The 15307-nt window shown below is 39.7% G+C and carries 14 protein-coding genes and 1 tRNA gene; all 15 read left to right on the forward strand.

Going from position 1 to position 15307, the window contains the following annotated elements:
* The coding region (tuf, locus tag K9N40_10760) for an elongation factor Tu (GenBank protein MCF7814948.1) at positions 1-215 on the forward strand (215 nt) is incomplete at its 5' end.
* A gap of 16 nt (positions 216-231) precedes the next feature.
* A complete protein-coding gene (gene rpmG / locus K9N40_10765) occupies positions 232-381 on the forward strand; it encodes a 50S ribosomal protein L33 (GenBank protein ID MCF7814949.1) in 150 nt (49 codons plus the stop codon).
* 12 nt (positions 382-393) lie between these two features.
* A tRNA-Trp gene (locus tag K9N40_10770) sits at positions 394-469 on the forward strand.
* Positions 470-489: 20 nt separating this feature from the next.
* Positions 490-678 carry a preprotein translocase subunit SecE gene (gene secE, locus K9N40_10775; protein MCF7814950.1) on the forward strand — a complete coding sequence of 63 codons (189 nt, stop codon included), beginning with the start codon at positions 490-492 and terminating at the stop codon, positions 676-678.
* 13 nt (positions 679-691) lie between these two features.
* Entirely contained in the window at positions 692-1213 is a 522-nt protein-coding gene (nusG, locus tag K9N40_10780; GenBank protein ID MCF7814951.1) for a transcription termination/antitermination protein NusG, read from the forward strand.
* A 12-nt stretch (positions 1214-1225) separates the two neighbouring features.
* On the forward strand, positions 1226-1657 hold the full coding sequence (gene rplK / locus K9N40_10785; GenBank protein ID MCF7814952.1) for a 50S ribosomal protein L11: 432 nt from the start codon (positions 1226-1228) through the stop codon (positions 1655-1657).
* 53 nt (positions 1658-1710) lie between these two features.
* A complete protein-coding gene (gene rplA / locus K9N40_10790; protein ID MCF7814953.1) occupies positions 1711-2412 on the forward strand; it encodes a 50S ribosomal protein L1 in 702 nt (233 codons plus the stop codon).
* Between the two features lie 9 nt (positions 2413-2421).
* Entirely contained in the window at positions 2422-2955 is a 534-nt protein-coding gene (gene rplJ, locus K9N40_10795) for a 50S ribosomal protein L10 (GenBank protein MCF7814954.1), read from the forward strand.
* A gap of 20 nt (positions 2956-2975) precedes the next feature.
* The gene (gene rplL / locus K9N40_10800; GenBank protein ID MCF7814955.1) at positions 2976-3353 is read left to right on the forward strand and encodes a 50S ribosomal protein L7/L12; all 378 of its coding nucleotides are present in this window, start codon (positions 2976-2978) and stop codon (positions 3351-3353) included.
* Between the two features lie 197 nt (positions 3354-3550).
* On the forward strand, positions 3551-7255 hold the full coding sequence (gene rpoB / locus K9N40_10805) for a DNA-directed RNA polymerase subunit beta (protein MCF7814956.1): 3705 nt from the start codon (positions 3551-3553) through the stop codon (positions 7253-7255).
* A 15-nt stretch (positions 7256-7270) separates the two neighbouring features.
* Complete coding sequence (gene rpoC, locus K9N40_10810; GenBank protein MCF7814957.1) at positions 7271-11416, forward strand: DNA-directed RNA polymerase subunit beta'; 4146 nt, start codon at positions 7271-7273, stop codon at positions 11414-11416.
* Positions 11417-11466: 50 nt separating this feature from the next.
* Positions 11467-11838, forward strand: a complete 372-nt coding sequence (rpsL, locus tag K9N40_10815) for a 30S ribosomal protein S12 (GenBank protein ID MCF7814958.1) — start codon at positions 11467-11469, stop codon at positions 11836-11838.
* An 11-nt stretch (positions 11839-11849) separates the two neighbouring features.
* Positions 11850-12320, forward strand: a complete 471-nt coding sequence (rpsG, locus tag K9N40_10820) for a 30S ribosomal protein S7 (GenBank protein MCF7814959.1) — start codon at positions 11850-11852, stop codon at positions 12318-12320.
* 13 nt (positions 12321-12333) lie between these two features.
* A complete protein-coding gene (gene fusA, locus K9N40_10825; protein ID MCF7814960.1) occupies positions 12334-14469 on the forward strand; it encodes an elongation factor G in 2136 nt (711 codons plus the stop codon).
* A gap of 422 nt (positions 14470-14891) precedes the next feature.
* The gene (locus tag K9N40_10830) at positions 14892-15065 is read left to right on the forward strand and encodes a calcium-binding protein (protein MCF7814961.1); all 174 of its coding nucleotides are present in this window, start codon (positions 14892-14894) and stop codon (positions 15063-15065) included.
* Positions 15066-15307: the final 242 nt, after the last annotated feature.

Raw genomic sequence — 15307 nt, forward strand, 5'->3', positions numbered from 1 at the left:
TCAGTGGATATAGACCACAGTTCTATTTCCGAACAACCGACGTAACCGGAACCTTGACCCTTCCCGAAGGCGTGGAGATGGTAATGCCAGGCGATAAAGTATCGATCAAGGCAGAACTGATTACCCCGATCGCAATGGAAAAAGGTCTTCGTTATGCAATCCGCGAAGGTGGAAGAACTATCGGTGCCGGCGTTGTTGGCGATATCCAAGAATAAATAAGGACTTTTTCTGATGAGAGAAATAATTATCCTGGCTTGCGAAGAATGCAAAAATAGAAACTACACAACTAAGAAGAACAGAAGAACTCATCCTGAAAGAGTTACTTTCAAAAAATTCTGTCCTAAGTGTAGAAAGCATACTGAGCATAAACAAACCAGATAGAAATTAGTTTGCAGGCTTGTAGCTCAATTGGTAGAGCACTGGTCTCCAAAACCAGGGGTTGCGGGTTCAAGTCCTGCCGGGCCTGCCATAAATTTAAGCGAGATAAATATGTTCAAAAAAATTACAGATTTTTTCAAAAGTGTTTATTCAGAAATGAAATACGTTAACTGGCCTTCCAGAGACGACATTAAAGAAGGTACTACCGTAGTTATTCTGATGTCTGCAATCGTAGCTGTTTTCTTATCATTAGTCGATGCAGCTTTCGGATTTTTAATTCGAAACCTGTTATTGGGTTAAGAAAGGGATTATCATGAATTGGTATGTCGTTCATACTTACGCTTCCCACGAATTCAAGATCAAAGAAGCTATAGAAAAAGGTACGCAAGGTACAAAGTTGGAAAAGAATTTAGGACAAATCCTGATTCCAACTCAAAAGACCTTTCATATCCGAGATGGGAAAAAAGTAGAACGAGAAAAGAAATTATTTAACAGCTACATTATTATAGAAGCTGACCTGACACCGGAATTTATCTCTTTTGTAGTGGGCTTGCCAGGAGTAACGCATTTCCTGGGACATGGAAAAAAACCCATTGCGCTTTCCGAAGCTGAGATCAATCGACTTCTGGGAATTTCAGATCGTGATAAATCTGAAACAGAAGATTTTGACTTCCTGCCAGGAGATATGGTAAAAATCACATCCGGCCCATTTAGCGACTTTGATGGTGTAATCGACAAAGTGAGTGAAGACAAGCAGAAACTTACAGTAAAAGTAACAGTTTTTGGTCGTGTTACACCTGTCGAAGTAAAATCAGATCAGATCGAAATTCTGTAGTAAGAGGAGAATATGGCAAAACCTAAAGATACAGTACAAGTTGTAAAACTTCAACTTCCAGCCGGAAAAGCTACTCCGGCACCTCCTGTAGGACCGGCGTTAGGCCAGGCTGGAATTAATATTGGTGAATTTTGTAAATCATTCAATGATAAAACAAAAGATTCACCAGGCATGATCTTTCCAGTTGTTATCTATGTTAAGAAAAATAAATCTTATACATACTACATCAAAACACCACCAGCAGCCGTGCTGATTAAAAAAGAAGCCGGTCTTGCTAAAGGTTCTGGAGTTCCAAATATAGAAAAAGTTGGAAAGATTACCAAAGCACAAGTAAAAAAGATTGCTGAAATGAAAATGGTAGATCTAAACGCATACGACCTGCGCGGTGCAATGCGTATGATAGAAGGTACTGCAAGAAATATGGGAGTGGAAGTAGTAGATTAATACTTCCAAATTATCTATATTGAAAGCAGGAGATTATCGAAAAAGGAGTGTAAATGGCTAGTAAAAGGTACCGAAAAGCTCAATCGATGATCGACAAAACGAAACGTTATGAACTGACGGAAGCAGTAGAAATATTAAAAAGCTTTCCGACATCGAAGTTTGATGAGACAGTAGAAGTTCATATGAATCTTGGGGTCGATCCTCGAAAAGCTGATCAACAGATTCGAAACTCTCTGGTTTTACCACATGGAAGTGGAAAACAGGTAACAGTCCTGGTTTTTGCTGAAGGTGACAAAGCTGAAGAAGCGAAAAAAGCTGGTGCCGATTATGTTGGCGTAGATGAATACGTAGAGAAGATCCAGTCCGGCTGGATGGAATTCGACGTTGTAATTGCTACACCAAATTTAATGGGAAAAATTGGACGTTTGGGACGTGTTCTCGGACCTCGTGGTCTTATGCCGAATCCAAAAGTAGGCACGGTGACCATGGATATTGAAAAGGCAGTGAACGATTCAAAAGGTGGAAAAGTTACTTATCGTGTAGACAAGTTTTCAAATCTGCACATAATAGCAGGAAAAATAAGTTTTGAAGCTCAACAATTGAAAGAAAATCTTCTGGCAATTATTGCTGCTATCATGCGTGAAAGACCTGCAGCTCTTAAAGGAATTTTCATCAGAAGTATTGCAATCACTTCCACAATGGGCCCTGCAATAAAACTTGATATCCCATCGGTAACACTAGAAGCAAAGAAGTAGGAGAGAGATATGGCACAACAATATAAAATTGAAGAAGTACAGAAAATTAAAGAAAGACTGGAAAATGCCAAATCGATCGTCCTGGTTGATTACAAAGGAATTAATATCGAAGAAGTTGATGAACTTCGTAACAGATTCAGAAATGCAGAAGTTGATTATTTCATTTCCAAGAACACATTCATTAAAATTGCTTTGAATGATCTTGGCATTAAAGAACTGGATTCTTATCTGGTCGGACCAACTGCAGTGGCTTCTTGTAAAGAAGATGAAGTAGCACCTGCACGTGAATTGAAGAAATTCAATAAAGAGGTCATGGAAGAAAAAGACTTTCCAAAGTTTAAAATTGGATTCGTAGCCGGCAAAGTGATGGACGTTGATAAATTGAACCAATTAGCAGATTTACCAAGCAAAGAAGCTCTTCTATCTATGGTTCTGCAGGGATTCAACGCTCCTATCTCAGGCTTGGTCGGTGTTCTACATGGCGTTTTAAGAAAATTTGTATATGCGGTTGATGCCGTAGCCAAAGAAAAAGAAAAAAATTAAATATATCTGTGGAGGATAAAATGGCTGATAAAAAACAACAAGTTATTGATATCATTAAAGAAATGACAGTTATCGAACTTTCTGAACTTGTGAAAGAACTCGAGGAATTGTTTGGTGTTACTGCTGCAGCTCCTGTAGCTGTTGCCGCAGCTGGTGCTGCTCCTGCAGCTGAAGAAGCTGAAGAAAAAACTGAATTTACAGTAATGTTAACTGGTGCTGGTGCTAAGAAGATCCAAGCTATCAAGGTAGTAAGAGCTATCACAAAACTTGGTCTTAAAGAAGCAAAAGAATTAGTTGATGGCGCTCCAAACCCCATCGTTGAAAACGTATCAAAAGAAGAAGCTGAGCAAATTAAAGCTCAGGTTGAAGAAGCTGGAGCAACAGTAGAAATCAAATAATTTGGTTAATTTCGACGGAAGTGTGCAAATTTTGCTCACTTCCGTTCCGTTTATTTATTATATAATGAAATTAAAGCGAAAATCCGCTTTTTACGCGAAAGGAGAAGACGCTTTTGAAAATTAAAAGTTATTCCCGCATAAGTAAAAAAGCTGAAAGCATTGGTCTTCCTGAAGTCGAGATTCCCAATCTGCTTGCCATGCAGGTAGATTCATTTAACGACTTCCTGCAAAAAGATGCTCATCCAAGAAAAAGAGATGAACAGGGACTGCAATCAGTTCTTACCTCTATTTTTCCTCTGGAAGATCAAAAAGGCATTTATCACCTGGAATTTATTGATTATATTGTTTTAAAAGAAAAATATTCCACCGATGAATGTATAGAAAGAAATTTGTCTTATCAGGCTCCTGTAAAAGCCAGAATGCGCCTGAATATTTTTGATGAAGAAGTTCTGAAAGAATCCGGTGAAAAAAGGATCAAGAGCACGATAGAACAGGATGTTTTCCTGGGAGAGATCCCTCTCATCACCGAACGTGGTACTTTCATCATCAATGGTGCCGAAAGAGTGATCATCAGTCAATTGCATCGCTCTCCAGGTATCTTTTTCTCTGAAACAAAACATGCCAGTGGTAAGACACTTTATTCAGCTAAATTAATCCCCTATAACGGTTCCTGGTTGGAATTCACCATGGACAGTTATGATGCAATGTTCGTGCTTATAGACAAAAGACGTAAACTTCCTGCCACTATATTGCTGAGAGCAATTGGCCTTTCCACAAATGACGATCTGAGAAATTATTTTTATCAGAAAGAAAACATTAAAGTAAAAGATGCCAAGGAAAGATTTTTTGCCAGTGATGTTATGGATAAAGAAACCGGTGAAATTGTTTTTGACGCCGGTACAGAAATTGGTGATGAAGAAATTGAAAAATTGACAGATGCTGAAATAAAAACCATCTCTGTCATCAAACCTGAATCTGAAATTACTAGAAAGATTTTAGAACAAACTATTGCCAAAGATCAAACTACAAATCAGGAAGAAGCACTCAAGAAAATTTACACTCTGATACGACCGGGTGAAGAACCAACTTTTGAAGTTGCTTTAGAGCTTTTCAATCGCATGTTCTTCAACGAAAGAAGATACAATCTGGGAAAAGTTGGACGTCATAAATTGAATACCCGCCTCGATCTGGAAATCGATCCTGCTATTCACATTTTAACGCGAGAAGATTTCATCGCGATCATCGAGAGATTGATCATGGTTTATCGAGATGAAGATGTAATCGATGATATCGATCATCTGGCGAATCGTCGTGTTAGAACGGTCGGCGAATTGATGGAAGAACAATTTAATATCGGACTTTCCCGCGTGGCAAGAACCTGTGTGGAAAGAATGTCTATTGCCAATCCTGATGAAGTTACGATCCATGATCTTATAAATAGTAATGCTTTAATTGCTGTTGTACAATCTTTCTTCCTTACAGGACAGCTTTCTCAATTTATGGAACAAACTAATCCACTGACGGCCGTAACACATATGAGAAGACTTTCAGCTTTGGGACCTGGCGGACTTACCAGAGATCGTGCCGGTTTCGAAGTGCGAGACGTTCACTATTCTCATTATGGACGTATCTGCCCTATCGAAACTCCTGAAGGCCCAAATATTGGTTTGATATCTTCACCTGCAATGTATTCAAGGATCAATAGTCTTGGTTTTCTGGAAACGCCCTACATCAAAGTGAACAATGGAAAGATCACCAGGCAGATCGATTTCCTGGATTCCTTCCATGAAGAAAGAAATACTATTGCGCAGGCAAATGTAAAATACAACGATGATATGCAGATCGTAGATAAACTTGTGTTCGCCAGAAATCGTGGTGAATTCCTGCAAGTAAAACCGGAAGACGTACAATACATGGATGTTTCTCCGCAACAGATAGTTTCTGTTTCCGCAGCGATGATCCCCTTCCTGGAACACGATGATGCAAACCGAGCCTTGATGGGCTCAAACATGCAGCGTCAGGCAGTTCCACTTATTAGTCCTGAAGTTCCAACTGTAGGAACAGGAATGGAAGGCATCGTGGCACATGACAGCGGCGTGGTGGCAATTGCACCGTATGATGGAACTGTTACAAGTGTAACAAGTTCTTATATTGATATTAAACGTAAAAATCCAGATGACAGCATTTTAGATCTCGGTTCACAAAATCGAGTTTATCTGAAGAAATTTGCTCGATCAAATCAGGATACCTGCATCAATCAAAGACCAACTGTAGAAATTGGTGAGAAAGTTAAAAAAGGTCAAATCCTCTCAGATGGGCCTGCTATTGCCGAAAGCCGTCTTGCTCTTGGCAGGAACATGCTGGTTGCTTTCATGCCCTGGTATGGCTACAATTATGAGGATGCGATTATTCTGAGTGAAAATGTAGCGCGCGAAGATATGCTTACTTCGGTTTATATCGAAGAGCACGAAGTTCTGGTGCGAAACATGAAAAACGGTAAGGAAGAATTGGCTTACGATATTCCAAACGTTCCTACCAAATCGCTTAGAAACCTCGATAAAACAGGTATCATCAGAGTTGGTTCTGTTGTAAAAGCCGGCGATATTATCGTTGGAAAGATAACTCCTAAAAATGTAGATATCGATCCATCTCCCGAGGAAAACCTGATGCGAGCTCTGTTTGGAGATCGTGCTGGTGATTTCACCAATAGTTCACTGAAAGCAAAACCGGGAATGGAAGGTGTTGTTATCGATGTGAAAGTTTTCTCACGCTTAGAAGGTATCGACGAGGTCGAAGAACAGGAAAGAAAACAGGAAGAATTATATCGCATCAAGCAGGAAAAAAACGAACGCATAAAACGCATCGCAGATTTCCTGAAAACCAACCTGGAAGAAATCCTGATCGGTCAAGTTGCCAAGAATATTGTGGATTCCAAAACCAATATGTTCTTTGTTCCTTCCGGCAAGAAACTTACAAAAGCAGATCTGAAAAAGATCAACTTTAAGCGCATTAACCTCGATTATGATCTGGTTGATGATCTGGAAGCTAATCAAAAGATATACAATGAAGTTATCCTGAAAGTAAAAAAAGCAGAAGAAGAAAGCACCAATATTTATAAGAAAGCTCAGGAACGTTTGAAGCACGGCGACGAGCTTCCTTACGGCGTTCGTAAAATGGTAAAAGTTTATATCGCCAAGAAACGTAAGATCGCAGTTGGAGATAAAATGGCTGGCCGTCATGGTAACAAAGGTGTTATTTCACGTATCAGTCCTATCGAAGACATGCCATTTATGGAAACCGGTGAAGCAGTCGATATTATTCTGAATCCGCTGGGTGTACCTTCCCGTATGAATATTGGACAGATCATGGAAACTCACCTGGGAATGGCAGCCAGAATTCTGGGCTTCAATGCCGAAACTCCCGTATTCGACGGTGCTACAAATAATGATATACTTTCCGAGATGAAAAAGGCAAAGATTCCTGTGGATGGAAAACAGGTGCTATATGATGGAAAAACCGGTGAACCTTTCAGAGAAAGGGTAACAGTTGGCGTGATGTACATGCTTAAACTTAATCACCTGGTTGCCGACAAGATGCACGCCAGATCAACTGGTCCTTACTCCCTTATTACACAGCAACCTCTGGGTGGAAAAGCTCAGCACGGCGGACAAAGATTGGGAGAAATGGAAGTCTGGGCTCTGGAAGCTTACGGTGCCTCTCGTCTTCTGGAAGAAATGTTAACTATCAAAAGTGACGATGTGGATGGAAGAACTAATGCTTTTAAAGCAATTACCAGCGGGCAAAATCCACCTAAACCCGGAATTCCGGAATCGTTCAACGTATTGGTCAGCGAACTAAAATCTCTCTGTTTCGACGTTGAGTTTTTAGCTGATAAAGAATGATAGTGGAGGTTACAATTGATCAGAGAAATTAAACGAGACAAAAGAATAGAAAATTACGATAAAGTTAGGATCAAAATAGCTTCTCCCGATGCCATTCGCGAATGGAGTTATGGAGAAGTGATCAAATCTGATACACTCAACTATCGAACTTTAAAACCAGAAAAGGGCGGTCTTTTCTGCGAAAGAATTTTCGGTCCCGAAAAAGACTACGAATGTAGCTGCGGGAAATATAAGAAAAAGCGTTTCCAAAATACCGTTTGCGATCGTTGTGGTGTAGAAATAACTTCTTCCCGCGTACGTCGTTCTCGCATGGGTCATATCGAACTGGCAGTGCCGATAGCACATATCTGGTTCGTAAAAAGTATGCCCAGCGTTATTGGAACGCTGCTGGATATGCCGGTTACAAAACTGGAAAGAGTTCTATATTATGAATCTTTCATCGTTTTGAATCCCGGAGACAGCGATTATGAAATCGGAGATCTGGTTGATGTAGATGAATATTATGAAATTCGCGATCGCGTGGGTGAAGATTTTGAAGCCCTGATGGGCGCAGAAGCAGTAAAAGTAATTCTGGAAGCTCTGAACCTGGAAGATGAAGCAATGAATCTTCGTACAATCATCAAGATGGAAACTTCTGTTCAGAAAAAACAGAAAGCTATTAAGCGACTAAAAATAGTTGATGCTTTCCGTAAATCTGGCAACCAGCCCGAGTGGATGGTTCTGGAAGTGCTTCCTGTGCTGCCACCAACTTTACGTCCTTTAGTTCAGTTGGAAGGCGGACGCTTTGCTACTGCAGATTTCAATGAATTATATAGAAGAGTTATCACCAGAAACAACCGTCTGCGCGGACTTATCGACATCAATGCTCCAGAAGTTATTCTGAGAAATGAAAAGCGTATGCTGCAGGAAGCTGTAGATGCTCTTATCGATAATTCTCGTAAATCACGTCCTGTAAAAGGCCGTGGAAACAGACCTTTGAAAGCACTTGCCGATCAACTCAAAGGAAAATCAGGTCGTTTCCGTCAGAATCTATTGGGAAAACGCGTGGATTATTCCGGACGTTCAGTTATTACTGTTGGCCCAAGCCTGAAACTTCATCAATGTGGACTTCCCAAAGAAATGGCTATCGAGCTTTTCAAGCCTTTCATCATAGAAAGACTGGAAAAAATGGGTGAAGCTGAAAAAGCTAAAACTGCCAAAAAACTGATCGAAAAACAGAAACCGGAAATCTGGAAAATTCTGGAAGAAGTAATCCAGGATTATCCTGTTCTTTTGAATCGAGCACCAACCTTGCACAAACATGGTATTCAGGCATTCATGCCGGTTCTTACGGAAGGAAAAGCTATCGAGCTTCATCCTCTGGTTTGTATTCCTTACAATGCAGACTTCGATGGTGACCAGATGGCAGTTCATGTTCCGCTTTCTCACGAAGCTCAGATGGAAGCACGCATTTTGATGCTTTCTACCAGGAATTTGTTGCTTCCTGCCAGCGGAAAATTGGCAATGGCAACTAATCAGGATATCGTTTTAGGAAATTACTATCTCACAGTTCTAAAAACTGAAGCACCTGAAGAAGGTGTGAAACTGAAACATTTCTCTTCTACGGAAGAATTGCTGCTTGCTTATGAACTGGGAGAAGCAAAAGCTCTAAAAAAAGGAAATCAGGATAAACTTGATCTTGATATTCACTCATGGATAAATATTCTGATCGATGGGAAGATCATTACTACTACTGTTGGACGAGTTATCTTTAACCAGATCCTGCCAAAAGAAATTCCATTTAAAAATGTTACTTTTACCAAAGGCAAACTCAATGATCTGGCGATGGAATGTTATGAAGCAGTTGGTCAGTTCAGAACAGCTGAATTTCTGGATTCGATCAAAGAACTCGGATTCAAATATGCAACCAAAGCAGGTATTACTTTCAGTGCCAGCGACGTTATCTCTCCCAAAGATAAAGACAAAATAATTAATAAAACAGAAAAAGAAGTTCAAAAGATCATCACCAGTTATTTGAATGGTGAAATTACAGAAACAGAAAGATATAATCGTGTAATTGATAAATGGAAGATCACTACCGACCGAGTTACAGACGTTTTGATGAATGAACTTCATGCTGACCAGGAAGGTTTCAATTCCATCAACATGATGTATATTTCCGGTGCTCGTGGTGGTAAAGATCAAATTAAACAGCTGGGAGCTATGCGTGGTTTGATGGATAAACCTTCCAGAAACCTGTCCGAAGGTGTGGCAGAAGTTATCGAAACTCCTATCAAATCTAACTTTAAGCAAGGCCTTACTGTATTGGAATATTTCATTTCTACTCACGGTGCGCGTAAAGGATTGGCAGATACAGCCCTGAAAACTGCAGATGCCGGTTACCTGACTCGTCGCTTGGTTGATGTGGCTCAGAATGCAGTGATCGTGGAAGAAAATTGTGGAACCATCGAAGGCCTGGAGTTATCTGCTCTTAAGGAAGGTTTGGAAGTTGTAGAATCTCTTTCTGAAAGAATCAAAGGAAGAACAACAGCCGAAGATATCATAGATCCGGTAACAGATAAAATCATCGTGGAAGCAAATTCCGAGATCACAAATGAAATGGCTGATACTATCCAGAACCATGGTATAAATACAGTTAAGATCAGAACAGTTCTTACCTGCGACAGTGAAAAAGGTATTTGTGCCAGATGCTATGGCAGAAATCTGGGTACAAATAAACCAGTTACAATTGGTGAACCTGTAGGAGTGATAGCAGCTCAGAGTATTGGTGAACCTGGAACTCAGCTTACACTTCGTACATTCCACATTGGTGGTACTGCCAGTACAGACGTAGACCTGGCAGAAGTTGTAGCCAACTATGATGGTATTGTTAAATTTGAAAAAATGAATACTGTAGTAAATCGCTCCGATGAGCTGGTTTCTATCAGTCACTTGGGAAGAATTTTAATTCTTGATGAAGAAACCAAGGAAGAATTGGAAAATTACAAAGTGGAATATGCAGCAACTGTTTATGTTCGAGATGGTCAGAAAGTAGTGAACAACACCAAGTTGTTCAGTTGGGACCATTACAACAATCCACTTATTGCTACAGCCAAAGGAAAATTGAAATTTGAACATTTCATAAAAGACGTAACTTATAAAGAAGAATTTAATGAATTGACCGGTTCTCGTGAGATTACGATCATTGAGTCTAAAGACAGAAAACTGCAGGCTCAATTCAAGATCGTCGATGGAGACAATGAAGTTCTTGTTCCCATCCCAACAGGTCTCAGCGTAGAAATAGCCAACGATGTTTATGTTCATCCTGGAGATATTTTAGGAAAATCTTCTCGTATCACAGTAAAACAGGGTGATATTACTGGTGGTTTGCCACGGGTGCAAGACCTGTTTGAAGCCAGAGTTCCCAAAGAAAAAGCAATCCTTTCCGAAATTAAAGGTATTGTTTCTATTGGAGATCTCACAAAATCTGGCCGTGTTATTTATGTACGGGCAGACGATGATACAGAGAAGAAATATGTGATTCCACCAGGAAAACGTATCATTGTACATCAAGGCGATAAAGTAGATAATGGTGACGCCTTGTCCGATGGTCCTCTCGATCCGCATGATATCCTGAAAGCAAAGGGTATTAAATCTGCTCAGAAGCTAATTCTGGAAGAAATCCAGGAAGTATATCGTAAACAGGGTGTTAAGATCGATGACAAACATATTGGTGTAATTATTCGCCAGATGTTCAAAAAACTAAAAATTCTCAATCCGGGACACACAATGTTCCTGGAAGGAGAAATCGTAGATAGAAATCAGGTAATGAAAGAGAACAAACGAATCGAAGAAGAGGGTGGCGAAGGAGCTACCTTTGAGCAACTTCTATTGGGAATCACCAAGGCTTCGCTTCTTACCGACAGCTGGCTTTCCGCAGCCTCATTCCAGGAAACCACGAAAGTGCTTACACAGTCTTCTATTGAAGGCCGTGTAGATGATCTGGAAGGTCTGAAAGAAAGCATAATTATTGGTCATAGAATTCCAATCGGAACAGGAACGAAATTCTATAACCAGACGGTTAAGAAGGCTGTTGATGAAGGAAAATCTATCGGTGATATCATCAAGGAGATGGCTCATTCAGAAGAAGAGGAAGATCTAGAAGAAATACTTGATTTCTAAGCATGAAGACTAATTGAACTTCATGCAGATAGAAAAGATGGAGGAAAAAGGTGCCTACAATTAATCAATTGGTAAGAAAAGGGCGAAAAAAAGTTGAGAAGAGCAAAAAGAACAGAGCTCTTGCAGCTTGCCCTCAAAGACGTGGTGTTTGTACTCGTGTGTACACAACCACACCAAAGAAACCTAACTCAGCTCTGAGAAAGGTTGCCAGAGTTCGTTTAACTCACGGCATAGAAGTTACAGTTTATATTCCTGGAGAAGGTCACAACCTTCAGGAACACAGTATTGTGTTAGTACGTGGTGGCAGGGTAAAAGATTTACCTGGTGTAAGATATCATATCGTTCGTGGTGCTCTTGATACAGCAGGAGTTGATAACAGAACAAGATCTCGTTCCAAATATGGAACCAAGAGACCCAAGTAGGAGGAACTGGAATGTCAAGAAGACGCAGACAAATGGAAAAAGAAGTTTTTCCCGATCCAAAATATAAAAGCATCATTCTCAGTCAGTTCATCAACACAGTGATGAAAAAAGGCAAGAAAAGCCTGGCAGAAAAAATCGTTTATGATGCACTCGATATTCTGGGAGAAAAGACAAATGAACCTCCACTGGATGTATTTTATCAAGCTGTGGACAACGTGAAACCGCTCATCAAAGTTGTTTCTCGCCGTATTGGTGGATCGAACTACCAGGTTCCCACAGAAGTAACACCAAAAACCGCTCAAGCTTTGGCTTTCCGCTGGATCATCAGCTATGCTCGTGCACGCTCCGAGAAAACCATGGTTGAACGTTTGGCAGGCGAATTACTGGCAGCATACAAAAAGGAAGGAGCCAGTATAAAGAAACGCGAAGACGTTCATAAAATGGCGGAATCAAACAAAGCATTTGCTCATTTCAGATTTTAATGAGAATTTCATTATGTCAAAAGAGAGTGATTTATCAGCGATACGAAACAGAGACAGAGAAGCCTTACGTAAAATAAGAAACATTGGCATAATGGCACATATTGATGCCGGTAAGACAACTACAACCGAAAGGATGTTGTTCTATACCGGCATCATTCATAAAATGGGTGAGGTTCACGACGGCAACGCCGTAATGGACTGGATGGCGCAGGAAAAAGAACGCGGCATCACCATCACATCTGCTGTAACTACTTGTTTCTGGAAAGATAAACAGATCAATATTATCGATACTCCCGGTCATGTAGATTTTACTGCTGAAGTAGAAAGATCGCTAAGAGTATTGGATGGAGCTATTGGTGTATTTTGTGCAGTTGGTGGAGTGGAACCACAATCCGAAACTGTCTGGCATCAGGCAGACAAATACAAAGTTCCGCGCCTGGCATTTGTAAACAAAATGGATCGTTCCGGTGCAGATTTCGATCACGTTATCGATATGATCCATGACCGTCTTACACCAAATGCAAAACCAATCCAGATTCCAATCGGTAAAGAGGATTGTTTTGAAGGTGTGATAGATCTGCTTTCCATGAAAGCTGTTTACTTCGATCAGGAAACTATGGGAGTAAGCTACACTAAAAAACAAATTCCAGATGATTATCTTCAGCAGGCAAAAGATGCCAGAAATCAATTAGTTGAGCATGTTTCCGAATATAATGATGAAATGATGATGAAGTATCTGGAAGAAGAAGAGATCGAAACGGAACTTCTGATCGAAACTATCTGCAAAGCTACTCGCTTTCATCAATTTGTTCCCATTTTATGCGGTTCTGCTCTCAAAAATACCGGAGTACAAACTCTTTTGGATGCAATTACAGATTTTTTACCTTCACCATTGGATGTTCCAGCCCCAATCGGACACCATAAAAAAACAGGTGAAGAAGTAGAAGTTATTCCTGATTTTACATCAAAATTTTCAGCTTATGCTTTTAAGATCCAGATCGATAAATATGTAGGTAAACTCGTTTATGTGCGGGTTTATTCGGGAACCACAAAACGCAGTGCCACGATCGAAAATCAAAGAACTTTAAAAAAAGAACGTGTTTCCCGCATTTTGCAGATACATTCCAACAAAAAGAAAGACAAACAAGAACTTCATGCTGGAGATATTGCAGCTCTGGTAGGTCCTAAAGATATTCGAACCGGTGATACACTGACCACGATAAATTACCGATTGTTGTTAGATGAACTCACTTTCCCCGATTCTGTGATCGCGGTTGCTATCGAGCCCAAAACCAAAGCAGATAAAGATCTGCTGGAAGAAAGTTTATTCAAATTGACCGAAGAAGATCCAACCTTCAAAGTTTATCAACATAAAGAAACTGGGCAGACTCTTATTTCCGGAATGGGCGAATTGCATCTGGAGATTATCGTAGATCGCTTGAAACGTGAGTTTGGTGTTCATGCCAATGTAGGGAATCCACATGTAACTTATAAAGAAACTATTGAAAATCCTGTGGAAGGCTACGCTGAACTGATCAGGGAAATGAACGGCAAAGGACATTATGCAATTGTTAAAGTACGATTAATTCCTTTAGAACTTTCCGACTTGAAACCGGGAGAGAAAAATATTTTTGTAAATTCTGTTTCACCGGATGTAATTCCAGAAGAATATTGGAAGGCGATCGAAGAAAGTGCAATGAATGCCTGCCAGGATGGACCGCTGATGAGCAGTCCGGTTGAAAGAGTTAAAATTGAGTTGATCGATGGCAAATTCAACGAAGTAGATTCAAGCGATACAGCTTTCAGCATTGCTACTTCTATGGCTGTGAATGATGCTCTGAAAAAATCTCGTAAGACAGCCACCATAATGGAACCTATAATGTTAGTGAATGTGATAACTCCGCCGGATTTTGTAGGTGAAGTTATTGGAGATATCAATTCTAAACGCGGTAAAGTGGAACATATCCGCTCGCAGAATCAGAAGCAGGAAATTGCTGCTGAAGTTCCCATGAGCGAACTTTTCGGTTACGCTACAAAACTGCGTTCCATTTCGCAAGGTCGTGCAGTTCACACAATGGAATATTTAAAACACGAAAAAGTTCCCCAGAACATTCAGGACAAAATCCTGAAAAGGGTACGTGGTTATTAGAAAATTTATATCTTATTATGAATATTAATTTTTTTCTATACGAAAGAGATTTATAATCTTCTTTTGAATTAATATTCTCTTAATCTGTTAATCCAGAATCTGCAAATGAATTATTTATATTTTCTTTAAAAATTGTTGAAAAGATAATTAGATTATAACGAAGGAAATCTTATGGATTCAGATTTTGAAAAGCAGGAAAAAAGAATAGCAAGCGTTTTTCCCAAAGAAAAAAAAACATAAGAGTAAGAAAACAAACACTAAAAATTTACAAAGCGTTACTGGATAAAAAGTTAACATTTCCGTTTGAAACGACCGGTATCGACGACTTTCAATGGGAAGAATATTATGTTTTAGGTCCCGGAGATGCAAAAGAGTATGAAAAATTGAAAAAAACAAAACCATCATAAACAGATATTTTTAATGTGCATGCTATTGAACCAATATTTGCTGATTATGTTGGCTTGATTGTGAGAGTAACTCGAGTTTCAGATAAGAAAAGATTTAAACTTCCGCTGGCCGATCTAAAAGTTATTGATAGGAAATCCCCAAATTATCAGATAGTAGATGATTATTCTGTCTGGTTCGGTAATTATTAGACTGAAAAAAGGATCTCATATTTGTTACAAAACAATAACCGTGAGCCTAAAAGTTATGCAGCCCATTCAGAAAAATTTTTTCAAATTTGAGCAAGGTTATTGATCTACCCCAAGTTTCGGCAAAAAACATCCAAAACCACAAAAATAATGAGCTAAGTGCTTGAAAAATAGAACAAATTCTTCTAAAAATGGCGAAAAAGTGCCCAAAAAATATTTATTGAGAAATGAGTTGACCGGCTGCG

The sequence above is a fragment of the Candidatus Cloacimonadota bacterium genome, assembly GCA_021734245.1.
GTDB lineage: Bacteria > Cloacimonadota > Cloacimonadia > Cloacimonadales > TCS61 > B137-G9.